This window comes from Arthrobacter sp. FW305-BF8, from assembly GCF_021789315.1.
In the GTDB taxonomy this organism is placed as follows: Bacteria; Actinomycetota; Actinomycetes; order Actinomycetales; family Micrococcaceae; genus Arthrobacter.
In genome coordinates this window covers 2,068,912-2,092,924 of sequence record NZ_CP084561.1, presented here as the reverse complement: position 1 = coordinate 2,092,924, position 24,013 = coordinate 2,068,912, and the positions used below count along the sequence as shown (strand labels likewise).

Here is a 24,013-nt window from a genome sequence, read left to right as displayed (position 1 = left end):
CTGGCATCGCCTGACAGGGGCTGCTTCAATCGTTGGGGCGTCCGTCCACCACCCTGAATGGCGTCGGCGGCTGGAGGCGCGGTCAGAGCTGCCGGAGCCGGCCGCCCTCCAGCCTGAGCAGCCGGTGGGCGTGCGTCGCGGCGAACCTGAGGTCGTGCGTGACCATCACGACGGCGGCGCCGCGGCCGGCTGCCGCTGACACGGCGGCCGTGAGCCGCTCCAGGCCATGGGCGTCCAGGGCCACCGTGGGTTCATCAAGCGCGAGCACCGACGGTTCACGCGCCAGGACTGTGGCAAGGGCTAGCAGCCGCTGGCCTGACGCATGCAGCTCATGGGGGTGGGAGTTTCCGCTATCCCCAAGGCCGACGGCGGCCAGGGCTGCCCGGGCCCGTGCCGGCGCCTCGGAACCGAAGAGACGGTCCAGGCCGAACAGCACTTCCCGCAGCACGGTGCGCTCGAACAGCTGGTCGTGCGGGTGCTGGAAGAGGAGCCCCAAGCGGCGGGCCACCAGCCCTGTGGAAACACCGGCAATGGACTCGTCCGCCACGCGGACGTCACCGCGAAGCGGCCGGTGCAGGCCGTTGAGGAGCCGGAGCAACGTGGACTTGCCGGCACCGTTGGGCCCGGTAATGGCTACGATTTCCCCGGGCATCACCTGCAGGTCCACGTCCTGCAAAAGCAGGCTGTCCTCCAAAAGCAGGCCGTCCTCCATAGACGGGCTGCGGAACCGTCCCCCGAACCCGAAGGCCACACCTGCCAACTCCAAAGCCGCTTTAGTTCTAACCGCAGTGGCGCCGGCAGCAGCCTCCGCTACGGGACACGTCTCCACGACAGGAGGCACCGGCGTCGGATCCGGATGCTGCTCCATGGAAGTAACCACGACCCCGGATTTAGCCAGCTCACCTCCCTGCAGGATCCGGGCCGGTGGTCCCGCTGCCGTCTCCTGCCCGTCCTGCAGCACCAGCCAGCGCTCCGCCGCGCGGGTCAGCGCGTCGGCGTGCTGGCTCAGCACCACAATGGCGGTCCCCCGGGCCAACTCGGCATGGACCAGCTCCACAACGGTCCGGATCCCGGCCTGGTCCAGGGACTCGAGCGGCTCGTCGAGGATCAGGACGCCGGGACCGTCCACCACGGCGCAGCCCACGGCCAAACGGCGGAGCTCGCCGCCGGACAGCGTTGCGGGATCCCGCTGGAGGAGCCCCTCGAGTCCCGTCCGGCGGGCTATGTCGGCCACGGTGCGCACCATCTCGGCGCAGGGAACTCCGCGGTTCTCCAGGCTGAAGGCGAGCTCCTCCTCCACGGTTCCGCGGACGGCCGACAGCATGGAGGCAGCGTCCTGCGGGACGTAGCCGACGTGCCGCGCCCACACCCCCGCATCGATCCGGGGGTCGTCGGGCGTTCCGCTAAAGCGCAGCGGACCGCTGCCTGCCGCATGCCCGGCCACCTCCAGCTGCAGGCTTCCGGCCAGCGTTCCGTCCCGGCCGCCGAGCAGCCAGGCACCCAGGAGCCGTCCCAACGTGGATTTGCCGCTGCCGGATCCGCCCAGCACGGCTGTCAGAGTGCCGGGCGCGGCGGCCAGCTCCACCGCGCGAAGCGCGGGGCCGGGATCGCCGTGGTACGAAAATGAGGCGACGGAGGCCAGCAGCGTGGTTGCGGCAGCCCTGTCCGCGCTCATCACGCGCCACCGACGAACTGAGAGAAGGCTGACAGTGACCCGGCCGGTAGCGATTCAGCGATCCGCCAACCCACCGCCACCACCGCGAGCAGGAGCGCGAAAACGCGGAAGGTCCCCTGGGCGGCTGAATCGCGGACCTCCGTATAGCTGGTCCGGGGACCCGTACTCCGGAACCCCCTCGCGTCGAGTGCCTGGGCCCGGATGCCGGCGTCGTGGACCAGGCCCAGCACCAGCGGAACCATCTGCAGCCGGATGGCCGCAACCCGGCTGCCGATCCCCCGTCCCACCACTAGTCCGCGTGACTCCTGCGCCTGCCGGACCTTGCCCAGCCGTGCCGCCACCAGCGGGGCAAGAAGTAGCGTGGAGGCCAGCACATACCCGACCTGCGGCGGAACACGGCGGGCAGCCAGGGCGGCAACCAGCTCGGGGATCCTGACGCTGAAGGAAAACACCATCAGCACCAGGACGAAGGCTGCCGTGCGGAGCCCCATTTCCAGGGCAAAGGACAGCCCCTCGGCCGTGATCCGGGCCGGGCCCCAGCTGGCCAGCACGGTGCGCCCCTCCGGGAAGAAAAGGCCGTGGATCACCAGCAGCGAAAGCCAGAACGGCACAACGATGGCGGCCGCGGCCAGCAGAACCCGCCGCACGATGCCCGCGGCGGCGGAAAGCAGCACCGCCCCGACTGCCACGGTGAGGGATACCGCCCAACTGGAGGCCGCCGTCGTAATAACAAGGACGGCGACGGCGGCCGTCATCGTGGTCAGCGGGTTGAGGCGTGCGGCCACCTGGTCAGGAATACGCAGTGGTCAGGAATCCGGGAGCGCTCAGGAATTCCGCGCGGCCGGCTCCTTGCCGGCCAGGACGCGGAAGCGGCGGACAAACGGGAACTGGAACGTGGTGCGCCGCGGCAGGGCGTAGACCAGCATGGCGGCGATGGCGAAGACGATGGCCTTGTCCATGGGATCCGAGATCAGCGCCTGCTTGGTGATGGCGGCCAGCAGCGTGTCGCCCATGGCACGGAAGGCGCTGACGATCGCACCGGTGCCGGCCCCTGAGGTGCCGCCGAAGACGAAGGCGGCGATCGGCGCGGATACCACTCCGGCGACGATGCCGGTGACGAAGCCGGAAACCGGGGCCAGGTAGAACCGGCGGAACAGCCCGTACCGGGCGGCCGCGCCGGCCAGGAAGCCGATCAGCGCGGCGCCGGCCGCGAAGGGCAGGACCGTCGGGTTGAAGAACGACCACACGATGCTGCTCAGGGCACCGGTGGCGGCGCCGGCCGCAGGTCCGGCCAGGACGGCGATGAGCACCGTGCCGGTGGAATCGAGGTAGAACGGCAGGCCGCTGGTGCCCATGAGCTGCCCCAGCACGATGTTCAGGACAAGGGCCACCGGAATGAGCACCACGGTGGATGTGGGCAGGGTGGGGAGCACGCCAATGATCAGCAGCAGGGCGCCAAGAAGGAAGCCTCCCAGCGCGACGAGCGAGGAAACGCTGCCGAGCCCGCCCGCAATGTCGGCCGGCTGGGTGAGGACCAGAAAGATGAAGGTGGTGGCGATGGCAGCGGCGCCGAGCAGTTCGAGGAGCCTCCGGCGGCGGACGGCTTTCCGGTCCGTGGGAGGAAGCGTAAGCGACTGCTGTGACATGGAGGATCCTTAGGCTGAAAACGGCGGGTCCGGCACCCGCGGGTGATGTTCCGCGTGCGCGGAAACAGGCGCCTATGTCACCTTGGCGCGGCTACCATCCTACCGACCCGCGGGCCCGGCTAGCTACGCTCCGGTTAGCCGGGGCCGCTGCACCACAGAGGCGGCCAGCCCGCCCACGGAGGAGATCAGCTCGTCGAAGCACTGTGCGGGATCGTTTGACGTGACGATCCTGGCATTGAACGGCTCCTTCCAGATGCCCCGGAAGTCGGCAACGGTGGTCCCCACGAGGCGGGGCGCCTCCGTTTCGACGTGCACGGTGGCCGTCCGCGTGCCGTACGGCGTGCGCCCGATGGCCGCAGCTGCTGCGAAGGCGTCGTGCATGTGCGCTATGTAGCCCTGGTCGTACAGCCGGTGGAACTCCATGTAGAAGCGGATGGCATCTGAGAGGCATGCTACGAGCGGGTTGCCCGAGCCGCTGCGCTGGCCTTCCGGCTGTTCGGGCAGCACGAGTTCCGGTTCGGCTCCGGCAGCCTCGGCGAGCCGCCGCAGGTGCTCGGGCCGCAGCTCGATGCGTTCCGTGGTCTCGAGGGCGCACACCACCGGAAGGCTGCCCTCCGGAAGGCCGCTGTAGGCGGCGAAGACCGCCGCGGCCGCGTGCGGGTCCACGGATACGTTCCACTCCGCCGTCGGCGTGGTGTTGCCCTGGTAGTTGAAGCAGCCGCCCATGATGACCAGCCCCTTGAGCAGTTTGGGCAGGTCCGGTTCCGCCCTCAGCGCCAGCGCGAAGTTCGTCAGCGGCCCGGTAATGAGCCCGGTGATCTCACCAGGGCGTGCCCTGACTGTCTGCACCCAGACGTCGACAGCGTGCCGCGGTGAGATTGCCTGTTTCGGCGGCGGTAGCTCGGCATAGCCGATGCCCTGCGGGCCGTGCGTCTCCTCGGTGGTGACCAGCGGAATCTCCAGCGGCACCTCGGCGCCCACGGCAACTTCGATGCCGGCCCGGCCGCAGAGTTCCAGCAGGGCGAGGTTGTTCAGGGCCACCTGGCGGGCACCAACGTTTCCCGCGGTACAGGTGATGGCCTCGAGCCGGACCTCCGGCCGGGACAGCAGGTAGACCAGCGCAAGGGCGTCATCGATCCCGGTGTCTACATCCATGAGGATGGACGGCATCAGAACAGGGCCACTTTGGGGGTCTGCGGGAAGATGGCATCCAGTTCGTCGAGTTCGGCCCGGTCCGGCACCCAGGCCACCGCCCCGGCGTTCTGCCGGACCTGCTCCGGACGCGTGGCGCCGGCTATCACGCTGCTGACCGACGGCTGCGCCGCAAGCCAGGAGAACGCCACCTGCACTTCGGTCAGGTCGCGGGCGGCTGCGAAGGCGCTGAACGCCTTCAGCTGCTGCCAGTCGGCGTCGTGCACCAGGTTGGTCCGTGTGTGGCTGAGGCGTGAGCCTTCCGGCGCCTGGTCCTGCGCATACTTGCCGGTCAGGAGGCCGTTGGCCAGCGGGAAGTAAGGCAGCACGCCCAGCCCGTAGGCTTCGGCAGCAGGAGTGACTTCCTGCTCGGCGCGGCGGTCCAGGAGGTTGTAGTGGTTCTGCGCGGAGACAAACCGTACCCCGCCGCGGGCGCGGGCCACGTATTCAGCCTCGGCGATCTGCCAGCCGGCGCGGTTCGAATGACCGATGTACCGCACCTTGCCGCTGGTGACGAGGTCGTTCAGTGCGTCGAGGGTCTCCTCGATCGGCGTCAGGGGATCCGGCGTGTGGAACTGGTACAGGTCGATGTAGTCCGTGCCCAGCCGGCGCAGGGAGGCCTCCGCGGCGCGGATGACATAGCGCCGCGAACCGCGGGCGCCGAAGTCCTCCCCGTTGGCCCCGCGCATGTCCATGCCGAACTTCGTGGCCACCACGACGTCGTCCCGCCTGGCCCCCAGGGCTTTGCCGAGCATTGTTTCACTGAGTCCCGGTTCACGGCCGTAGGTGTCGGCGACGTCGAAGAGCGTCACCCCGGCGTCGAGGGCGGCACGTACGACGGCGTCCGTCCCCTCCTGCGATTCGGTCACCGTGTTTGCCCGGCCGAGGTTGTTGCAGCCGAGGCCCACGACGGAGACGGTCAGTCCGGATTTTCCAAGACGGCGGTATTCAGTCATGGACTCACCCTATAACGGCCCCGGCGGCAGCTCCCGCGGGCCGCGTTTCCTGCCGACTTCCCGAGGAACCCCTCAGGCGGCGGCGAACTCCAGGCCGTGCTCCTCCAGTGCATCGTGGAGCTGGGCCAGGGTCCGCGGACAGATGCCCGGCAGCGCCGCCAGCCGGCTACGGCCAAGCTGCGCCAGCTGCTCAAGGGACTCCACGCCGGCGTGGGCGAGGATTCTGCGGTCGGGCGAGGAGAGGCCCCGCGGAAGCGGCGTGCGTCCCGGCTGGGCTGACTTCTTTGTCATGACGTTCTGCCTTCCTGGTGCTGAATGCGGTACGTGCTTGAACTGCTTTTAGAGGGTGAAGCCGGCCACCTGCTTGGGTGAATGCTTGAGCTTGAGGGCCGAGGGGTCGCTGAACGGGGCCGCTCCAATGCTCAGCTTGGTAAAGTCCAGGTCCTCGCCACGGATGCAGACCTTGATCGCGTTTACGGCCTTGTTCACGTCCGGGCAGAGGCAGAAGATGTTGAGCTTGGCGTCGCTGAATTCCGAGCGGTCCACAATTCCCAGGCCACGCCAGGCAAGATGCCCGGCAAGCGCGTCCTTCGCCTTTTCCTCCAGGTAGCGATCGCGGCTGGTGCCCTCGCGGGTCTTGAGCGCGTACTGCGCCACAACCCAGTACTGCTCCTCGTCCGGAATCTCGGCGTAGCCGTCCTCGGCGCACGCCGCCCCGAAGGCGTCCATCAGGCGTTCGGCGGCCTCGGCGTCCGGCACGTCGGTTTCCTGGGTCTTGCTCTGGTGCCCCACGGCACCGTGGTTCATGACGAACTGGCTGTAGTCCTCGTCGTACCAGGCTTCCCGGAAGAGCAGCGCTCCTTCGTCGTCGCGCTTGTAGACCCGGATAATTCCGCTCATGCCCGTCCTCTCATAAACCAGCTGGTGTCGGTGCCGTCAAACGGAACCTCCTGGCCCTTGACGGCAAGGAACAGGGCGTCGCACTCGGCCTGCATGGCGTGCACCAGCGTCTCAGGGTACTCCATGCCGAGCCGGTGCTCGGCGAACTCGTCCTCGTCGTCGACGAACACGCCGCGCTTCACCGAGCGGATCACGTCGAGGTCCATGTCGATGACGTGGAATTCGGTAACGCCCGGCTGGATCCTGCGCCACTCGTGGCCGGTGGCCAGGTCGACGTAGACGCGGAAGTCGCCCGGATAGGTGTCGTCGTAGAAGGTGACCACGAACTCGCCGGTCCGCGGCACCAGGAGCACGGCATCAGACGCGGTGTAGAAGGCCGCGCCGGGCCGGGAGCAGAACTCGCTGGCCGGCTGGAAGATCCACCAGCCGTGCTGGTCCTCACCGAGGTACTTGCCGGGCACCACCCAGTGTGCCGAGCCGTCCCATTTGCGGTTGCGGGACACCACCAGTTCCCCTGGCTGCAGGGAATCGGGCTCCCTCACAGTTTGGGCAGGCTTCCGGTGGTGGGGTGTTCCTGGCCGGGCAGCGGACGGGCGAACGGAACCTTGGTCCCGAGGACCTGGGCAACGACGTCGTGGGTGATCTGCTGGGCGGTGAGGCCCACGCGCTCCAGCACCTGGCTCCTGGTCCCGTGGTCCAGGAATTCGACCGGCAGGCCAACCTCGTTCAGCGCAGTGTCCACACCGGCGGCGCGCATCTCCTGGCGAATCCGGGACCCGACTCCCCCGGCCCGGACGCCGTCCTCGATGCAGATGACCAAACGGTGCCTGGCGGCCAGGGCGATGATCGACTTCCGCACCGGCAGGACCCAGCGAGGGTCGACGACGGTGGAGCTGATCCCCTGCGCGCCCAGCCGGTTGGCGACGTTCAGGGCCAGCTCGGACATGGCGCCCACGCTGACGATCAGGACATCGTTCTCCGTGGAGCCGGCCGGGCGGCGGGACAGCACGTCCACGCCGTCGGCCAGCCGGTCGATGGCCTCGACCTCGGCCCCGACCGTTCCCTTGGAATAGCGGATGACAGTGGGGGCGTCCTCGATGGCGACGGCCTCGCGGAGCTCTTCGCGCAGCCGCGAGGCGTCACGCGGCGCAGCCAGGTGGAGCCCCGGAACAATCTGGACCATGGCCATGTCCCACATGCCGTGGTGGCTTGCGCCGTCCGGACCGGTGACGCCGGCGCGGTCCAGGACAACTGTCACGCCGGCCTTGTGCAGGGCGACGTCCATCAGCAGCTGGTCGAAGGCGCGGTTGAGGAAGGTGGCGTAGACGGCCACCACCGGGTGCAGCCCGCCGAAAGCCATGCCCGCGGCAGAGGTGAGCGCGTGCTGCTCCGCGATGCCGACGTCGAACACGCGTTCCGGGTGCCGTGCCGCAAATTTGTGCAGCCCCACCGGGATGAGCATGGCGCCGGTGATGCCGACAATGTCCTTGCGTTCGTCGGCGATGTCCGCGATTTCGTCGGCGAACACCGACGTCCAGGACTTGGCGCCACCGGCTTCGGCGGGTTCGCCCGTCTCGGGGTCGATGATCCCGACGGCGTGGAACTGGTCCGCTTCATGCGCGCGGGCCGGCGCATAACCGTGGCCCTTTTCGGTCATGGCGTGCACGATGACCGGGCCGGCGTAGTTCTTGGCGGTGGACAGTGCGTGTTCCATGGCCTGCAGGTTGTGGCCGTCCACCGGGCCGATGTACTTCATGCCGAGGTCCTCGAACATGCCCTGCGGGGCCCACCAGTCCTTGATGCCCTTTTTCATGGCGTGCAGGCTCTTGTAGGTGAACTGGCCGACGGGGCCGCCGTTCTGGAGCTTTTTCTTCCACCAGTCCAGGGCAACCTCGTAGGCGGGGGCCGCGCGGAGGGAGTCGATGGTGGGGCGCAGGGACGCCAGGTAGTCCGCAAAGCCGCCGACGGTGGGGGCGTAGGAACGGCCGTTGTCGTTGACGACAATCACGACGCGGCGCTTTTTGTCCGCCGCGATGTTGTTGATGGCTTCCCAGGCCATGCCACCGGTAAGCGCGCCGTCTCCGACGACGGCGACGACGTACCGGTCGCCGTCACCGGTCAGCTGCCGGGCCCGGGAAATGCCGTCCGCCCAGGACAGTGAGGATGAGGCGTGGGAGCTTTCGACGATGTCGTGCTCCGACTCGGCGCGGTCCGGGTAGCCGGACAGGCCGCCCTGCTGGCGGAGGGTGCTGAAGTCGTGCCGTCCAGTGAGGAGCTTGTGCACGTATGACTGGTGGCCGGTGTCGAAGACGATGCTGTCGCGGGGCGAATCGAAGATCCGATGCACAGCCATGGTCAGTTCAACGACGCCGAGGTTGGGACCAAGGTGCCCTCCCGTCTGGGAGACGTTGCCGATCAGGAATTCCCTGACCTCGGCGGCCAGCTGATCCAGCTGCGCCGCGGACAACTTGCTCAGGTCCTGCGGATTCCGGATGGTCTCCAAGATTCCCAACGGCCCCTCCTTCGGCTGGTAGACATGCCTATTAACTGTAGCGCCTCCGCGCTGACACTCGGGCAGGGCCAGCGCGTGTGGCAGCGCCTTCACCAAGGCAAGAGGCCCCGGCCGGTCTGCTGACCGGCCGGAGCCTCATCGCGCTGCTTGCCGGGGCTGGCCCGGCTACATCCCGCTAGTTAGCGGAGATCTGGCGCAGAACGTACTGCAGGATGCCGCCGTTGCGGTAGTAGTCCGCTTCACCCGGGGTGTCGATGCGGAGCACTGCGTCGAACGACTTGGCGGAGCCGTCCTCGGCGGTGGCGGTGACCTTGAGGGTCTTGGGCGTGGTGCCTTCGTTCAGGGCGGTGACGCCCTCCACAGCGAAGGTTTCCGTGCCCGTCAGGCCCAGCGTGGCAGCGGACTCGCCGGCCGGGAACTGCAGCGGCAGGACGCCCATGCCGATGAGGTTGGAGCGGTGGATGCGCTCGTAGCTCTCGGCGACGACGGCTTTGACGCCCAGCAGTGCCGTGCCCTTGGCAGCCCAGTCACGGGACGAACCGGAGCCGTACTCCTTGCCGGCCAGGACCACCAGCGGGGTGCCGGCTGCCTGGTAGTTCTGCGCGGCGTCGTAGACATAGGCCTGCGGGCCGTCAGCCTGGGTGAAGTCGCGGGTGAAGCCGCCCTCCACGCCGTCCAGGAGCTGGTTCTTGATGCGGATGTTCGCGAACGTGCCGCGAATCATGACCTCGTGGTTGCCACGGCGCGAGCCGTAGGAGTTGAAGTCCTTGCGCTCCACACCGTTGGCCAGCAGGTACTGGCCGGCCGGGGTGTCGGACTTGAACGAACCGGCCGGGGAGATGTGGTCCGTGGTAACGGAGTCGCCGAGCTTGAGCAGCACGCGGGCACCGGTGATGTCCTGGACGGGCTCCGGCTGGGCCTTCATGCCTTCGAAGTACGGGGGCTTCCGGACGTACGTGGACTTCTGATCCCAGGCGAAGGTGTCGCCGGCGGGGGTGTCGAGCGCCTTCCAGCGGTCGTCGCCCTCGAAGACGCCCTCGTAACCCTTGGCGAACATCTCCTTGTCGATGGAGGAGTCGATGACTTCCTGGACCTCGACCGGGTTGGGCCAGATGTCCTTGAGGAAGACGTCGTTGCCTGCTTCGTCCTTGCCCAGGGCGTCGGCCTCGAAGTCGAAGTCCATGGAACCGGCCAGGGCGTAGGCGATGACCAGCGGCGGGGAGGCCAGGTAGTTCATCTTGACGTCCGGGTTGATGCGGCCTTCGAAGTTGCGGTTGCCCGAGAGCACGGCGCTGACGGCGAGGTCGTTGGCCTGGATGGCCTCGGAGATCTCGGCTTCCAGCGGGCCGGAGTTGCCGATGCAGGTGGCGCAGCCGTAGCCCACGATGTAGAAGCCCAGCTTCTCCAGGTACGGGGTGAGGCCCGACTTCTCGTAGTAGTCCGTGACCACCTTGGAGCCCGGGGCGACCGAGGTCTTGACCCACGGCTTGGCGGTGAGGCCCTTGTTCACGGCGTTGCGTGCCAGCACTGCGGCGGCAAGCATGACCGAGGGGTTGGACGTGTTGGTGCACGAGGTGATCGACGCGATGGTCACCGCTCCGTGGTCCAGGTCGAACTCGCGGCCGTCCTCCATCTTCACGGCGACGGGGCTGGAAAGGCGGCCCTCGGCGCCGTGCGCGGCGGAGTACTTCGGCGGAACGCGGTCGGTGTCGGTCACGTGGGTGCCGCCGGTGGTGAACGAGGGCGGGTCCGAAGCCGGGAAGCTCTCTTCCAGCGACTCGTCCAGCGTGCCGGCATCGGCGTCGTGGGTGACGTAGTTCTTGAGGTCGTGGCGGAATTCGTCCTTGGCCTCGGTCAGCTCGATGCGGTCCTGCGGACGCTTCGGGCCGGCGATCGAGGGAACCACGGTGGAGAGGTCCAGCTCGAGGTACTCGGAGAAGCGCAGCTCGCGGGAAGGATCGTGCCAGAGGCCCTGCTCCTTGGCGTAGGCCTCCACCAGTGCAACGTTCTCCTCGGGCCGGCCGGTGAGGCGCAGGTAGTCGAGGGTGACGTCGTCGATCGGGAACATGGCAGCCGTGGAGCCGAACTCCGGGCTCATGTTGCCGATGGTGGCGCGGTTGGCCAGCGGCACCGCTGCAACGCCTTCGCCGTAGAATTCCACGAACTTGCCAACAACACCGTGCTTGCGCAGCATCTCGGTGATGGTGAGCACCACGTCGGTGGCGGTGGCACCGGCAGGGATGCTGCCGCTGAGCTTGAAGCCGACGACGCGCGGGATCAGCATGGAGACCGGCTGGCCCAGCATGGCAGCCTCGGCCTCGATGCCGCCGACGCCCCAGCCCAGCACACCCAGGCCGTTGACCATGGTGGTGTGCGAGTCGGTGCCGACGCAGGTGTCGGGGTACGCGCGCAGCGCGCCATCCACTTCGCGGGTCATGATGGTGCGGGCCAGGTACTCAATGTTGACCTGGTGCACGATGCCGGTTCCCGGCGGGACAACCTTGAAGTCGTCGAACGCGGTCTGGCCCCAGCGCAGGAACTGGTAGCGCTCACCGTTACGCTGGTATTCGATCTCCATGTTGCGCTCCAGTGCGCCGGAGTTACCGAAGACATCGATCTGGACGGAGTGGTCAATGACCATCTCGGCCGGAGCAAGCGGGTTCACCCTCTTTGGATCGCCGCCAAGCTCCTTCACTGCCTCGCGCATGGTGGCAAGGTCCACCACGCAGGGAACGCCAGTGAAGTCCTGCATGATCACGCGGGCAGGCGTGAACTGGATTTCGGTGTCGGGCTGGGCATTAGGATCCCATCCTGCCAGGGCGCGGACGTGATCGGCGGTGATGTTCGCGCCGTCCTCGGTCCTCAACAGGTTTTCAAGCAATACCTTGAGGCTGAACGGAAGGTTTTCTGCACCTTCAACGGAGTTCAACCGGAAAATTTCGTATTCGGTTCCGGCTACATTAAGTTTGCCTTTTGAACCGAAGCTGTCCACAGTGCTCATCGCAGGACTCCTCTCGCAACAGTTTCATCTTTGTCGCGCGGTAGACCGCTTGCTAGTTAGGTGGTCCTAACTAGTACAAGGTCATACACAAGAGCATGGGGTCAGCCGGGAATACGGCGCGCGACGTGGGACTACTAGGCCCATCCTAGCCACATCAGCCGCGGGGAGTCAGCAGTGCGACTGTCTCCAGGTGGTGCGTGTGCGGGTACAGGTCGAAGGCCCGCAGCCCGGACAGTTGCCAACCGCCCGCCTGGAAGTAACCAATGTCTCGTGCGAACGACGACGGGTCGCAGGACACATAGGCAATGGCGCGGGGGCTTGAGGCAATCAGCTGGCTGACCACGGCCTTGCCCGCACCGGCGCGCGGCGGGTCGAGAATGAGGGCGTCGAACTGGCGGGGCCGCTGGCGGAGCACCCGTTCCACCTTGCCCTGCACGATCTCCACCTGCGGTGCACCGTGCAGGTTCTTCCGCGCGTCCCGGCTGGTGCCCGGGGCGCCCTCCACCGACAGGACGGATCCGGTCTCCCCCACCGCGTCTGCCAGCGGCGCCGTGAACAGCCCCGCTCCGGCGTAGAGGTCCGCCACCGCGGCACCGGGTTCGAGGAACCCGCCCTCGTGCAGGAATCCAGTGACGGCCCCCACCAGGGTTTCCGGCGCGTCGCGGTGGATCTGCCAGAACCCTGCACCCGTGACCCGGTAGTCGTGGCCGGCCGCAGATTCCTGGACCCAGGTCCGGCCGCGGAGCTGCAGGGTCTCATTTTTGAGCGGATCGTAACTGGCCACGGACACGTCCGCCGGAAGCTGGGCCAGGATGGAGTTCAGCCGTTTGGCGCGGGTCCCGGGGGCGGGGGCGAGCAGCACGAGCGGTCGCGAGCCGTTGGCAGGGGCGGCCACCTCCACCCGCTCGATGCCCTGAAGGTCCACATCCCACAGCCGCAGGGCGTTGATGCCGTCGACGGCCAGCGGCATTTCCTGTACGGGGATCACCTGGTCGGAGCGGTGGGCGTGCATGCCAAGCCGGCCGTTCTGGGTGACGCCAAAGCTGGCGCGCGTGCGCCACGCAAGGCCGGCCCCGCCGTCGTCCGTGTTTCCGGCACCGGCTGTCTTTGCGGCTTGTCCGACCGCTTCCACGTCCGGGGAGAGTTCGACGCCGGCCAGCCGGCTAAGCTGTTCGGCCAGCACCTCTGACTTGAGGCTCCGCTGGCGCTGCAGCGATACGTGGCCAAGTTCGGCGCCGCCGACCGGCGGGCGCCCACGCGCCCAGGAGCTTGCGGAATCGGCGGTCCGCCAGAAGTGCGGCACCCGGTCCGGCGAGGCATCGAGGACTTCCACAACGTCCGCCCGCCAGAACTTGGCCTTCTCTTCGGCGTCGGTGAGCCGGACCCGCACCCGCTCCCCCGGGATGCCGTGGCGGACGAAGACCACGCGGCCCTCATGGCGGGCAACGCAGTGTCCGCCGTGGGCGACGGGGCCGACGTCGACCACCAGTTCGAGTCCGGTGGAGGTGGTCTGGGTGTCCGGGCTCATTGAATGTCCTGCAGTCTCTTGGCTTCTTCGGATGATTTGAGCTGCCAGGGGACGCTGGCAACCATGACGCCGGGCTCGAAGTGGAGCCGGGTCTTGATGCGGAGGGCTGTCTGGTTGTGCACCAGCTGCTCCCACCATTTGCCCACCACGTACTCGGGGATGTAGACCACGATCAGGTCGCGCGGCGAGTCCCGGCGCATGTTCTTGATGTAGTCCATGATCGGCGTGACCGTCTCGCGGTAGGGGCTGGCCAGGATGGTCAGCGGAACCGGGATCTCCAGTTTCTCCCAGTCGGCAAGGGTGTGCGCTGTTTCCTCGGCATTGATGTCCACCGTGATGGCGTCCAGCCGCGACGGCCGGGAAGCCCGGGCATAAGCAAGGGCGCGGAGCACGGGCTTGCGCACGTGGGACACCAGCAGCACTGCGTGCACGCGGGTGGGCAGCGCGCGCGGCGACGAATCCTCATCGACCGCCAGCTCCTTGGCCACGTTGTCGTAGTGGGCGCGGATGCTCCACATGATGAGGAACAGGACGAACATGGCGAGCAGGGCAATCCAGGCACCCTGTTCGAACTTGGTGATCAGCACGATCACCAGCACCAGCGCGGTCATACCGAAGCCGATCATGTTGATGGTTCGCGACTTGATCATCCTGCGCCGGACGGCCTTGTCCTTGGCCAGCTTCAGCTCGCGGCCCCAGTGCCGGACCATGCCCAGCTGGCTGGCCGTAAACGAGATGAAAACGCCGACGATGTAAAGCTGGATGAGCTTGGTGACGTCGGCATTAAAGGACAGGATCAGGACCAGGGCGCCGGCCGCCAGGGCAAGCACGCCGTTGCTGAAGGCGAGCCTGTCGCCGCGGGTACGCAGCTGCCGCGGCAGGTATCCGTCCTGGGCGAGGATGGAGCCCAGCACCGGGAAGCCGTTGAAGGCCGTGTTGGAGGCAAAGACGAGGATGACGCCCGTAGCCGCGACCACGATGTAGAACGGAATGGAGCCGGCACCGAAGATGGTCTGCGCGATCTGGCTGATGGCCGGGTTCTGGATGTAGCCCTCGGGCAACGGCTGCCCGTTGAGCAGGAATTCGGTGGCCGGGTCCAGCACGATGTGCACTTTGGTGGCGTTGGCCAGATAGATGATTCCTGCCAGCATGGCCGAGGCGATGATCCCGAGCAGCAGAAGCGTGGTGGCCGCGTTCTTGCTCTTGGGCTTCTGGAAGTTCGGCACCCCATTGCTGATGGCTTCCACACCTGTCAGGGCGGCGGCACCGGACGAGAAAGCCCGGAGCAGCAGGAATGCGCCCGCGAGTCCGACGAGGCCCTCGTCGAAACCGGCGGCGGGCACAATCTCGAAGGCAGCCGACGGCGCCCGGCCCAGCTGGCCGGTAGCGGCCTGGAAGATGCCGACGGCGGTCATGCCCAGGATGGATGCCATGAAGATGTACGTCGGCACCGCGAAGACGCTGCCGGCTTCCTTGATGCCGCGCAGGTTGACCAGCGCCAGGATCACCACGCCGATAGTGGCGATTATTGCCTGCTGGCCATGGAGTGACGGGATGGCGGTGGTGAGGTAGGCGGCCGCGGATGACATGGACACGGCAACCGTGAGCACGTAGTCCACGAGCAGCGCTGACGCCACGGTCAGTCCGGCGTACTTGCCCAGGTTCTCGTTGGCGATCTCGTAGTCGCCTCCGCCTGAGGGGTAGGCGTGGACGTTCTGGCGGTAGGACGCCACCACGGTCAGCAGGACCACCATGACAGCCAGGCCCACGATCGGGGAGAAGGCCACGGCGCTCACGCCGGCCAAAGCCAGCGTGAGGAGAATCTCATCGGGAGCGTAGGCAACGGAGGACAGTGCATCCGAGGCGAAGATGGGCAGCGCGATCCTCTTCGGCAGGAGCGTGTGGGCCATTCTGTCGTTCCGGAAGGGCCTCCCCACCAGCACGCGCTTCGCGGCATTCAGAATTGTCAGCACCACACAAAGTTAGTCTGATTCGCACGCGATGTCATGGCAGGTTTCCGGCGGTAGAGTCTTACGGAGCAGTCGGCGAGAGTTGAGGAGAGAACGCGTGGCGCACTTCGTGATCATGGGTTGTGGACGCGTCGGGGCCACCTTGGCGCACACGCTCGAGGATGCCGGCCATTCGGTGGCCATCATCGACCAGGACGATCGCGCCTTCCGCCGCCTCCGCTCGGGCTTCACCGGCAGGAAAGTCACCGGCGTCGGCTTTGACCGCGACACCCTGAAGCAGGCAGGCGTTGCCGACGCCTATGCCTTTGCGGCGGTCTCCAGCGGCGACAACTCCAATATCCTGGCCACCAGGGTGGCGCGCGAGACATTCCACGTGCCGCACGTCGTGGCCCGCATCTACGATCCCGGCCGCGCCGAAATTTACCAGCGCCTGGGCATCCCCACGGTGGCCGCGGTGCGCTGGAGCGCCGACCAGGTCCTGCGCCGCATCCTTCCCGAACAACACCTCGCCGGAGACTTCCGCGACCCCTCCGGCCGCCTCGTGCTGGCCGAACTCGACCTCCACCCGGAATGGGTGGGCCATCCCGTTTCCTCCATCGAAAAGGTGGCCGACGTCCGGGTCGCCTACCTGACCAGGTTCGGCGAGGGGATGCTGCCCGCCGCGGGCACTTCCTACCAGGACGGCGATAGCGTGCACGCCATGCTGCGGGCGGACCGCACGTCCGAAGTCGCCCACATCCTCGCCAAAGCCCCCGCCAAGGAGTCCTAAGTGAAAGTCGTCATCGTCGGGGCCGGAAGCGTCGGCTCCTCGATTGCCCGTGAGCTGCTGGCCCACAAACACGAGATCCTGCTGATCGACCTGAAGCCCGAAGTGATCGGGCGCAGCGGCCTGCGCGGCGCGCACTGGCTGGTGGGCGACGCCTGTGAGCTCAGCACCCTGCAGGACGCCAAGCTCGAGGACGCGGACGTGGTGGTTTCCGCCACCGGCGATGACAAGGTGAACCTCGTCGTCTCGCTGCTGGCCAAGACCGAGTTCGGCATCGGACGCACCGTGGGACGCGTAAACAACCCGAAGAACGACTGGATGTTCAATGACTCCTGGGGCGTGGACGTTGCCGTGAACACGCCGCAGCTCATGACGGCCCTGGTCGAGGAAGCCGTTGAGATCGGCGACCTCGTCCGGTTGCTGACCCTGCAAACAGGTGTGTCATCACTCGTCGAGTTCACCGTGCCGCATGACTCCCACGCCATCGGGCTGACGGTGGGCGACATCGACTGGCCCGAGGACTCCACGCTGGTGGCTATCCTGCGGGACCAGGCACCGATCACGCCCAGCCGGGACGATGTCATTGACGGCGGCGACGAGCTGTTTTTCGTCACCACCATCGCGGCCGAAAACCAGTTGCGCGAGCTCCTCTCACCCGGCTCCGGCGAAGGGAACGCGCCCAGTGAGGGGAACGGTTCAGGCGAGGGGAACGGTTCCGGTGAGGGGCAGGGCGGCGCAGCAGCGGCCCCGGCAACCGCGGATCAGCTGGGCCGGTCAGATCAGCTGGATGATGACGGCTTCGACGGCTGACCGTCAGGCGTTGCCGCGGGCCGGGTGATGAGCCAGGCGAGCCACACACCGAGGATGTACAGCGGCGCTCCCATGATGAGCCTGGTGGTGGCCAATGCCGCCAGCCCGTCCGGACCCATCAGGTACAGGGGAACCTGCACCACCAGGCGAAGCAGCAGCACGCCGACGATGATCCAGGTGCCCAGCCGGTAGGCGCGGACCCGGGCCGGGTCCTTGCGCCAGTCCAGGCCTTCGTTCCGGATGAACCCGAACAGCAGGCCCGCGATCGGCCAGCGGACGGCGATGGAGATGACCATCGCCACGATGTAGGCCGCGTTGGTCAGGAATCCGGGAAGATAAAAGTTTTCGGCCTTGCCGGTGGTGTTGGCGAACCACGCGGAGATGCCCACACCGACGACGCCGGCCAGTGCCTGGGTCAGCGGACGGCGCTGCACGAGCCGGACCACCGTGAAGACGGCGGCGGTGCCCAACGCAGCAATGAGCGACGGCGTCAGGGCACTGCTGGCGGTGAAGGCGACCAGGAAGACCAGGCCGGGCAGGATGCTCTCGGCGATGCCCTGGTACCCACCGGCGCTCTTGAGCACGTCGATGCGGCCGTCGTGGGTGCGGTGCAGCCCTGCCTTGGACGCGTAGTCCTCGGCCAGCCCTGCAAAACCCGGGTTCTCGGGCGCGGGCTTGGGCTCTTCGCGACCCGGCCCCGAATCGGGGTTCTCAGGCAAAGTCATTGGTTCTCCTGGCGGGACAGTATCTCGTAGCGGGGGTTGAACATGGTGGGCAAGCCTTCTTTTACGGTCAGCATGCCTTCGAGTTTGAGTTCCGTCCCGGCGTCAATCCCCGGAATGCGGCGGCGGCCAAGCCAGATGACCCGCAGCCGCCTACGCCGTTCTGTGACTGGGGTGTCGTGGTCCGAGACAATGGCCATGAAGGCTGCCACCTGCGAGGGGGGCGCGTAGGTGACCGACTCGATAAATCCGTGGCACAGGACGCGCCCGCGCTCCGGCAGCCCGCGGATGGGTACCGCCTGGTCCTGCGGGCCGCCTGCATCAACCAATCTGGGTGATCTCCGGCCCGCGCTCGGGCTGCTCGAAGTCCGGCTCTGCAGGGGGCACGGGTCCGGCGGCGTCCTTGGGCAGGCGCAGCTGCAACAGTTCGCGGGGCGGCATGGGGTTCTCGCCCCTGATGACGACGATTTTCCGGAACAGGTCCTCGAGGCCTGCAGCTGCTTCCCGGTCCAGCGCGGCCTCGCCGCCGAAAACGCCGCGAAGGAACCAGCGGGGGCCGTCGACGCCGATGAAGCGGGCTGCGCGGTAACCTTGGCTGCCGTCCGGGGCGCCCGCCGGCAGCTTGGCCACGAGTTCGACGCCGTACTCTCCCGGGATCTCCTCAACCTGGCCGCCCTGGCCGCCGACAGACTGCCCGAGCTGCTCCCGGATCTCGTCCCAGAGCCCTTCGGACCGGGGCGCGGCAAATGCCTGCAGCTGCAGGCTCGACCCCTCAAGGTCCATGGTCACGGCAACGACGCGCTGGGTTGCTTCCTCAACTTCGAGCCGGAGCTGGAGTCCGTCGCGCGGGGCAATGAGCAGGGCGCCGAGGTCCACATAGCCGTCGCGGCTGCTGATCTCGGAGACGTCGAATGGGCCATTGGCCCTGCGGTCGTCCGCGGCATTGCCGGCCGCATCCGGGGTGGCGTCATCCTGGACGTCCTCCGGTTCTGCCGATTCCTGCTTCTTGGCTTTCTTGCCCCGCCCAAAAACCATGCGTTGTCTCCTTAGTTGTGATCGTGTCGCGCGCCCCGAATCGCGGGTGTGCAGCTAAGCCGGTGTTGTGCCGCTACGTGCCCGGAACGGCAAACCCGCCCGTGGAGCCGAACCCGCCGGCACCGCGGACAGAGTCGTTCAGCTCCCCCACGGCGACGAACTGCGCGTGCTCCACGCGCTGGATCACCATCTGTGCAATTCTATCGCCGCGCCGCAGTTCTATGGCCTGGTCCCGGTCGGTGTTGAGCAGCGTCACCGCGATCTCTCCGCGGTACCCGGCGTCGACAGTCCCCGGTGCATTAACGACTGTCAGGCCGTGCTTGGTGGCGAGACCCGAGCGGGGGTGGATGAGGGCTACAAAGCCATCCGGCAGTGCGATCGATACTCCGGTGGGGACGAGGCGCCGTTCGCCCGGTTCGAGCACCACGTCCTCGCGGGCACGCAGATCCGCCCCGGCGTCACCGGGGTGGGCGTACGACGGCGCTTCCAGGCCGTCGTCGAGCATTTTCAGCTGCACCTGCACCGTGGGTGCTCCGAATTCCGCCCTGGGGGGCTGCGCTGCAGCCGCGGGGGCCTGCTGCACTGGAGCCTGCTGTGCTGGAGCCTGCTGCGCGAGGGATGTCATGGCCGTTGATTCGTCAGTCACAGTCCCACACTCTATCGCGCCGTGAGTCCTACTACTCCTCTGACTCCTCCTACTGCAGAAGGCACGCACGACTGGCCACTAAGCTGGGGGCATGCCCGAATCAAGCGCCGCCGTCCCTTCCCGCAACCCGTCTTCACCGGACGAAACCGTGCTTTTCTCCGAGAAGCTGTGGCCCGGCGCCTGGATTTGGGTTGTTGCCTTGGGCATTGCATCGGCCGGCATACTGGTCTTCGCCCCCATCAGCATGGTGGCCGGCTTCACGGCGGCTGCTGTTCTGTTCGCCATCGAAGCCGTACTGCTCGTGCTGTCCACGCCGTCAGTGTCCGTGACCACGCGCACCGTTCAGGTGGGCCGGGCCAGCATCGAACGCAGCCTGATCGGCGGGGCTGCGGCGCACCGCGGCAAAGAGGCGACGGCGGAGCGCGGCACACGCCTGAACGGCGTCGCCTACATGTGCATCCGGGGGTGGATCGACCCGGTGGTCAGGATCGAGATCACCGACCCGTCGGACCCCACGCCGTACTGGCTGACGTCGACCCGCCGCCCCGAGGAACTCGCGGCCGCCATCAACGGGAAGTAGGCAGACGCCCGGCCCTCACCGGCCCCTAGCTCTCACAGGCGCCCGGCTCTCACAGGCCCCTAGCTCGCACAGGCCCCTGGCCATCTCAGTCGCGCCTAGCCTTCACAATCACGGCAGTAAAGCAGTCCGTTCCTTTCGCGTGCGATCTGGGAGCGGTGCCGGACCAGGAAGCACGTGGCACACGTAAATTCGTCGGCCTGGGCAGGCATCACGCGGACCGTCAGCTCCTCGCCGGACAGGTCCGCTCCGGGAAGCTCGAAGCCTTCCGCGAGGTCGGTCTCGTCCTCCTCCACCACCGCCGTCGGTTTCTCCACACGGCGGGTCTTCAGCTCCTCAATCGAGTCCTCGCTGAGGTCCTCTTCGGACTTCCGCGGCGCATCATAATCAGTCGGCACGCGCACATTGTCCTCTCTGCCTTGCGGAAAAGCCATACCCGGAACCAACACCTGCCAGGGCTTCCGATACGCGCCCAAAACTCCCGGAATTTCGCGGCGCGCCCTCTGCCCTAACGGGAAAAGACAGTGCGGGGTGGCAGAGTTTCGAATGATAGTAATGCCAGGGTGGAGGATTGTATGCAGGATCTACGGCTTGTAGGCGTCCACGACGACGGGGAGCATCTCCTGTTAAGCGGCACCGGCGGCGCAATGTTCCGGCTGCCCATCAACGAGGCGCTCAGACTGGCCGCCAGCCGGCCCGCTGCGCGCTCGTCCGCCGTGGCCCCGGTCGCCATGTCCCCCCGCGACATCCAGGCGAAAATCCGCAGCGGTTCCACTGCTGCCGAGGTTGCAGCCGCCTGCGGCATGCCGCAGGAAAAGGTCGAGCGGTACGAAGGGCCAGTCCTGGCCGAACGCGCGTACATTGCCCAGCAGGCCCAGAAGGTGGAAGTTGCCTCCCCTGCCCCGGGGCACGACGTCTACCGTTCGGCTTTCGGCGACACCCCCGCCACGCTCAGCGACATGGTGGCCCACCGGCTCACCGCCCACGGCATCCAGTCCTCCACTCTGGAGTGGGATTCATGGCGCCGGCCGGACGGTACCTGGACCGTGGTGGCCAAGTTTGAAGCTGCCCCCGGCGGCCACGCGAGCATCGGCGAAGAACCCCCCGCCATGTGGACTTTCAATCCCACCCGCAAATCTTTGCAGAACGCGAACCGCTGGGCCCAGCAACTCAGCGAACTGGAGCCCCTGGACGGACCTGTGCCGGCCCGCCGGCTGTCAGCCGTGTCCGACAGGCCCTTCGACTTCGAGACCGACGCGGAAGCCGCGGCGCGGACCGGCATGGGGGCCAGCGCTGGAACTGGCACCGAGCAGCAGAAAGACCCGGACGGCCTGCTGGACATGCTGCGTTCGCGGCGCGGCCAGCGGCTCGGGGTGGATGAGGACAGCGATGACGCCCTGGCGCTGCTGCTGGCAAACGGCGTCCCGGCCGCCCACCCGCGGGCCGAGGAAGAACCTGCAGGCACAGAGGCCGCATCACTCGATGGTTCCTGGCAGTCAGAAGATTCGGTGGATCCCGATGACGCTGGGCAGCAGGACGGCGCGGAACAGGAACCGGAGGGGAACGACGACGGCGGCGCCGCCGAGGCTCCGGCGGCGGAATTCACGCTGGCACGGCGCCGTGACGGCAGGCCATCGATGGTCTCCCGCCTCAACCTGGTGCCCCGGCATGAGGAGGACGCCGAGGACGAGTCGCTGAAGCTGCACGACGGCGTCAGCACCCACACGCGCGAAATCACCATCGTCCCGGGTCACCCGGCAGCCGGACAAGACAGTCCGGCCAAGCCTGACGAGCCTGGATCACCGGCGGCGCAGGCCACCGGCCCGGTTACCGGCCGTCCGGCGCCTGCCAACCCGGGACTGGATGAACTCCTGGGCCGCGGCAACGCCAGGCGCCGCATGGAGGGGAGCCGGATGGACGGGGCACGGCCACAGCCTGGCCAGGGAGCTCCCCGCGCCGATCAGGACCGGGATGAACCCGAACGCCAGCCGTCCCGGCCGAAGCGCTCCAGTGTTCCCAGCTGGGACGAAATCGTCTTCGGCACCCGCGGCGACTAGCCAGTAGCCACTAGCTACCAGCACCGTGCCACAGGCAGGCGTCCACCTCGAACGGGAGCAGCTGGTCCTGCTGCGCAATGATGCTGGCGCCATGAGCGGTGACGCGGCGCATGAAGTGCCTCCGGCACAGCGTTTCGTAGCCCACCACTGGCGCATGGCCAGCATCACTGCCGGGATCGCCGGCCGCAGCCTCAACGGCTGCAGCATCGACCGCCATGTCCACGTCGCCGACCACCACCTGGGCACCTTCGGTGACCATCACGCCGTCGACCGTCCTGGCGTTATGGGTGGCGCGCCGGCCGCACCAGCACAACGCTTCAACCTGGAGGACCTGCACCCGGTCCGCGAGTTCAATCAGTCGCTGCGAACCCGGGAAGAGGCGGGTCCGGAAGTCCGCGGTGATGCCGAAGGCAAAGACGTCCACCTCGATCTCGTCCACCACGCGTGCCAGCTGCTCCACCTGGGCAGCTGAATAGAACTGTGCCTCGTCGCAGATGAGGTAGTCTACGCGGATCCCCTGGGTGCGCCGGAGCACCACCTCGTCCCAGAAGTCCGTGGAATCGACGACTTCCACGGCCTCGGTCTGCAGCCCCAGGCGGCTGGAGATTTTGGAGTCGCCGGCGCGGTCGTTGCGGCTGAACCGCACCCCGCCTCGGCCGCGGGCGCGGTGGTTGTAGTCCATCTGCAGCGCAAGGGTGGACTTGCCGGAGTCCATGGTTCCGGAGAAAAAGACGAGCTCAGCCACGGGATCCCCGGCGGCCGCCTGCCTTGCCGGAACCTGTTCTGGCCGGGGCTGTCTTGCCCGAAGCGCGGAAACTGAGCAGCGGGACTTCGCGTTCGGCCTTGGTCAGGGAACCATGCTGGCCCACCACTTCCATGGCCGTTGGCCGCACCCGGCGCGTGTCGTAGAACGCCAGAGCGTCCCTGGCTGCCACCATCACATCGCCCAGCCGACCCGTGACCTCGGGCCGGACCGTTCCGAAGAGCCCTGCAGCCACGGCTTCCGCCCTGGTGAAGGCCCAGATCCTGTCGCCGAAGCGGGCCCGCCAGGCCGCCAGGAGACGCTCGCGTGCGGCATCGCCGGCGTCGTCCTCCAGGTACAGGTGCACCATCCGCGGTTCCCCGGCAGTGTGCCGGACGCCGTCCACGAGGGCGGGATCGGCGGCGTAGTCGAGGCGCTGTGACTCCGCGACGTCCAACATGCCGTGGTCTGCCGTGACCAGCACCGTGGTTCCGGCCGGGAGGGTCGCATCCAGCCGCTTGACCGTTGCGTCAAGCTCTTCAAGCTGGTGTTCCCACTGCGGCGACTGCGCGCCGTACCGGTGCCCGGCCTTGTCGAGGTCGTTCACGTAGAAGTACATGAGGGCGGAGTCCGCACCAGCCATGGCCTCGGCCGCCGCCGCGGTGCGGGCGTGGGAGGTGGTGCCGGAGACGAAGGTGCCGCCGCGCAGCGCCGCCTGGGTCATGGGCGAGCCGCCGAACTGCGGCAGGCTGACCGTGGTGACGGCAACGTGTTCGGAGGCGCGTTCGAAGACGGTGGGGAACGGCTGCCACTGCTGCGGGTCCACGCCGGCATCCCAGTTGCCCAGCATGTTGACCACCTTGTCCTGGTCCGGGTCCAGGACGTCGTAGCCCACCAGTCCGTGCTGGCCGGGGGCGAGTCCCGTGCCCAGGCTGGCAAGGGAGGCTGCGGTGGTGGAGGGGAAGGCGGCATCCAGCCAGACGGGAACGGCACCCTGCCCCCGCTGCAGGACGCCCCGGAGGAAGGGGGTGTGCGCGCTCTTCTGCTTGAGCAGGCTGCGTCCCAGCCCGTCGGCAAGGACCACGCACACGCGCTTGGCCTGCGGGAGGCCCAGCGCGTTCTCGAAACCCGGCACCCCGAGGCTGGCGGCCGCGCTGCCCAGCACCTCGGCCACGGAGCGGCGGCCGTAGGCCGGGGCGGCCGGCAGGCCGCTTACGGCAGGCCCGGATTCCGTGGGTTGTGTTGCAGCGTCTGAGGAAGGGTTGTCCTGTACCCGCAT

At 67.6% G+C, this 24,013-nt stretch carries 23 protein-coding genes; 4 read left to right on the top strand and 19 right to left on the bottom strand.

Annotated features, from left to right (window positions below):
- Positions 1-82 precede the first annotated feature (82 nt).
- From LFT45_RS09295 to LFT45_RS09240, 12 genes are all read right to left on the bottom strand, one after another.
- Positions 83-1,675: an ATP-binding cassette domain-containing protein gene (locus LFT45_RS09295; protein ID WP_236808053.1), complete on the bottom strand. Its 1,593-nt coding sequence runs from the start codon at positions 1,673-1,675 to the stop codon at positions 83-85.
- Positions 1,675-2,460 carry an energy-coupling factor transporter transmembrane component T family protein gene (locus tag LFT45_RS09290; protein ID WP_236808052.1) on the bottom strand — a complete coding sequence of 262 codons (786 nt, stop codon included), beginning with the start codon at positions 2,458-2,460 and terminating at the stop codon, positions 1,675-1,677. Before LFT45_RS09290 ends, LFT45_RS09295 begins: the two co-directional genes overlap by 1 nt.
- 39 nt (positions 2,461-2,499) lie before the next feature.
- Complete coding sequence (locus tag LFT45_RS09285; RefSeq protein WP_236808051.1) at positions 2,500-3,321, bottom strand: ECF transporter S component; 822 nt, start codon at positions 3,319-3,321, stop codon at positions 2,500-2,502.
- A 123-nt stretch (positions 3,322-3,444) separates the two neighbouring features.
- On the bottom strand, positions 3,445-4,491 hold the full coding sequence (locus tag LFT45_RS09280) for a nucleoside hydrolase (RefSeq protein WP_236808050.1): 1,047 nt from the start codon (positions 4,489-4,491) through the stop codon (positions 3,445-3,447).
- The gene (locus tag LFT45_RS09275; protein WP_236808049.1) at positions 4,491-5,468 is read right to left on the bottom strand and encodes an aldo/keto reductase; all 978 of its coding nucleotides are present in this window, start codon (positions 5,466-5,468) and stop codon (positions 4,491-4,493) included. Before LFT45_RS09275 ends, LFT45_RS09280 begins: the two co-directional genes overlap by 1 nt.
- 72 nt (positions 5,469-5,540) lie before the next feature.
- The gene (locus LFT45_RS09270) at positions 5,541-5,759 is read right to left on the bottom strand and encodes a hypothetical protein (protein ID WP_236808048.1); all 219 of its coding nucleotides are present in this window, start codon (positions 5,757-5,759) and stop codon (positions 5,541-5,543) included.
- Positions 5,760-5,807: 48 nt separating this feature from the next.
- A complete protein-coding gene (locus tag LFT45_RS09265; RefSeq protein WP_236808047.1) occupies positions 5,808-6,368 on the bottom strand; it encodes a hypothetical protein in 561 nt (186 codons plus the stop codon).
- A complete protein-coding gene (locus LFT45_RS09260) occupies positions 6,365-6,910 on the bottom strand; it encodes a DUF402 domain-containing protein (protein ID WP_236808046.1) in 546 nt (181 codons plus the stop codon). The genes LFT45_RS09265 and LFT45_RS09260 overlap by 4 nt, the downstream gene beginning before the upstream one ends.
- On the bottom strand, positions 6,907-8,880 hold the full coding sequence (gene dxs / locus LFT45_RS09255; protein ID WP_236808045.1) for a 1-deoxy-D-xylulose-5-phosphate synthase: 1,974 nt from the start codon (positions 8,878-8,880) through the stop codon (positions 6,907-6,909). The genes LFT45_RS09260 and dxs overlap by 4 nt, the downstream gene beginning before the upstream one ends.
- 175 nt (positions 8,881-9,055) lie before the next feature.
- Positions 9,056-11,881: an aconitate hydratase gene (locus LFT45_RS09250; protein ID WP_236808044.1), complete on the bottom strand. Its 2,826-nt coding sequence runs from the start codon at positions 11,879-11,881 to the stop codon at positions 9,056-9,058.
- A 154-nt stretch (positions 11,882-12,035) separates the two neighbouring features.
- On the bottom strand, positions 12,036-13,409 hold the full coding sequence (locus tag LFT45_RS09245) for a class I SAM-dependent RNA methyltransferase (RefSeq protein ID WP_236808043.1): 1,374 nt from the start codon (positions 13,407-13,409) through the stop codon (positions 12,036-12,038).
- Positions 13,406-15,382, bottom strand: coding sequence for an APC family permease (locus tag LFT45_RS09240; RefSeq protein WP_236808042.1), 1,977 nt, complete (start codon positions 15,380-15,382; stop codon positions 13,406-13,408). The genes LFT45_RS09245 and LFT45_RS09240 overlap by 4 nt, the downstream gene beginning before the upstream one ends.
- A 94-nt stretch (positions 15,383-15,476) precedes the next feature.
- Between LFT45_RS09240 and LFT45_RS09235 the strand changes: the two genes are divergently transcribed.
- On the top strand, positions 15,477-16,148 hold the full coding sequence (locus LFT45_RS09235; protein ID WP_111903489.1) for a potassium channel family protein: 672 nt from the start codon (positions 15,477-15,479) through the stop codon (positions 16,146-16,148).
- Positions 16,149-16,955, top strand: a complete 807-nt coding sequence (locus LFT45_RS09230; protein ID WP_236808041.1) for a potassium channel family protein — start codon at positions 16,149-16,151, stop codon at positions 16,953-16,955.
- On the opposite strand, the gene LFT45_RS09225 is transcribed toward LFT45_RS09230, so the two are convergent.
- The 4 genes from LFT45_RS09225 to dut form a co-directional block, all read right to left on the bottom strand.
- Positions 16,925-17,680: a DUF3159 domain-containing protein gene (locus LFT45_RS09225; RefSeq protein WP_236808040.1), complete on the bottom strand. Its 756-nt coding sequence runs from the start codon at positions 17,678-17,680 to the stop codon at positions 16,925-16,927. The two genes, LFT45_RS09230 and LFT45_RS09225, sit on opposite strands and share 31 nt — an antisense overlap.
- On the bottom strand, positions 17,677-18,006 hold the full coding sequence (locus LFT45_RS09220) for a hypothetical protein (protein WP_236808039.1): 330 nt from the start codon (positions 18,004-18,006) through the stop codon (positions 17,677-17,679). The genes LFT45_RS09225 and LFT45_RS09220 overlap by 4 nt, the downstream gene beginning before the upstream one ends.
- On the bottom strand, positions 17,999-18,712 hold the full coding sequence (locus LFT45_RS09215; protein WP_236808038.1) for a DUF3710 domain-containing protein: 714 nt from the start codon (positions 18,710-18,712) through the stop codon (positions 17,999-18,001). Before LFT45_RS09215 ends, LFT45_RS09220 begins: the two co-directional genes overlap by 8 nt.
- 73 nt (positions 18,713-18,785) lie before the next feature.
- The gene (dut, locus tag LFT45_RS09210; protein ID WP_236808037.1) at positions 18,786-19,358 is read right to left on the bottom strand and encodes a dUTP diphosphatase; all 573 of its coding nucleotides are present in this window, start codon (positions 19,356-19,358) and stop codon (positions 18,786-18,788) included.
- Positions 19,359-19,449: 91 nt separating this feature from the next.
- Here dut and LFT45_RS09205 point away from each other — a divergent pair, with 91 nt between their 5' ends.
- Positions 19,450-19,938, top strand: a complete 489-nt coding sequence (locus LFT45_RS09205; RefSeq protein ID WP_236808036.1) for a DUF3093 domain-containing protein — start codon at positions 19,450-19,452, stop codon at positions 19,936-19,938.
- 95 nt (positions 19,939-20,033) lie between these two features.
- On the opposite strand, the gene LFT45_RS09200 is transcribed toward LFT45_RS09205, so the two are convergent.
- A complete protein-coding gene (locus LFT45_RS09200) occupies positions 20,034-20,333 on the bottom strand; it encodes a DUF4193 domain-containing protein (RefSeq protein WP_236808035.1) in 300 nt (99 codons plus the stop codon).
- Between the two features lie 177 nt (positions 20,334-20,510).
- On the opposite strand from LFT45_RS09200, the gene sepH reads away from it, so the two are divergent.
- Positions 20,511-21,992, top strand: coding sequence for a septation protein SepH (gene sepH, locus LFT45_RS09195; RefSeq protein WP_236808034.1), 1,482 nt, complete (start codon positions 20,511-20,513; stop codon positions 21,990-21,992).
- A 10-nt stretch (positions 21,993-22,002) separates the two neighbouring features.
- On the opposite strand, the gene LFT45_RS09190 is transcribed toward sepH, so the two are convergent.
- Positions 22,003-22,737: a thymidine kinase gene (locus LFT45_RS09190; protein WP_236808033.1), complete on the bottom strand. Its 735-nt coding sequence runs from the start codon at positions 22,735-22,737 to the stop codon at positions 22,003-22,005.
- A complete protein-coding gene (locus LFT45_RS09185) occupies positions 22,730-24,013 on the bottom strand; it encodes an alkaline phosphatase family protein (RefSeq protein WP_236808032.1) in 1,284 nt (427 codons plus the stop codon). Before LFT45_RS09185 ends, LFT45_RS09190 begins: the two co-directional genes overlap by 8 nt.

Coding starts and splice junctions, on each gene's coding strand:
- LFT45_RS09295 (WP_236808053.1), bottom strand. CDS start 1,675: ATGAGCGCGGACAGGGCTGCCGCAACCACGCTGCTGGCCTCCGTCGCC.
- LFT45_RS09285 (WP_236808051.1), bottom strand. CDS start 3,321: ATGTCACAGCAGTCGCTTACGCTTCCTCCCACGGACCGGAAAGCCGTC.
- LFT45_RS09280 (WP_236808050.1), bottom strand. CDS start 4,491: ATGCCGTCCATCCTCATGGATGTAGACACCGGGATCGATGACGCCCTT.
- LFT45_RS09275 (WP_236808049.1), bottom strand. CDS start 5,468: ATGACTGAATACCGCCGTCTTGGAAAATCCGGACTGACCGTCTCCGTC.
- LFT45_RS09270 (WP_236808048.1), bottom strand. CDS start 5,759: ATGACAAAGAAGTCAGCCCAGCCGGGACGCACGCCGCTTCCGCGGGGC.
- LFT45_RS09265 (WP_236808047.1), bottom strand. CDS start 6,368: ATGAGCGGAATTATCCGGGTCTACAAGCGCGACGACGAAGGAGCGCTG.
- LFT45_RS09250 (WP_236808044.1), bottom strand. CDS start 11,881: ATGAGCACTGTGGACAGCTTCGGTTCAAAAGGCAAACTTAATGTAGCC.
- LFT45_RS09245 (WP_236808043.1), bottom strand. CDS start 13,409: ATGAGCCCGGACACCCAGACCACCTCCACCGGACTCGAACTGGTGGTC.
- LFT45_RS09225 (WP_236808040.1), bottom strand. CDS start 17,680: ATGACTTTGCCTGAGAACCCCGATTCGGGGCCGGGTCGCGAAGAGCCC.
- LFT45_RS09215 (WP_236808038.1), bottom strand. CDS start 18,712: ATGGTTTTTGGGCGGGGCAAGAAAGCCAAGAAGCAGGAATCGGCAGAA.
- LFT45_RS09205 (WP_236808036.1), top strand. CDS start 19,450: ATGCCCGAATCAAGCGCCGCCGTCCCTTCCCGCAACCCGTCTTCACCG.
- sepH (WP_236808034.1), top strand. CDS start 20,511: ATGCAGGATCTACGGCTTGTAGGCGTCCACGACGACGGGGAGCATCTC.
- LFT45_RS09185 (WP_236808032.1), bottom strand. CDS start 24,013: ATGCGGGTACAGGACAACCCTTCCTCAGACGCTGCAACACAACCCACG.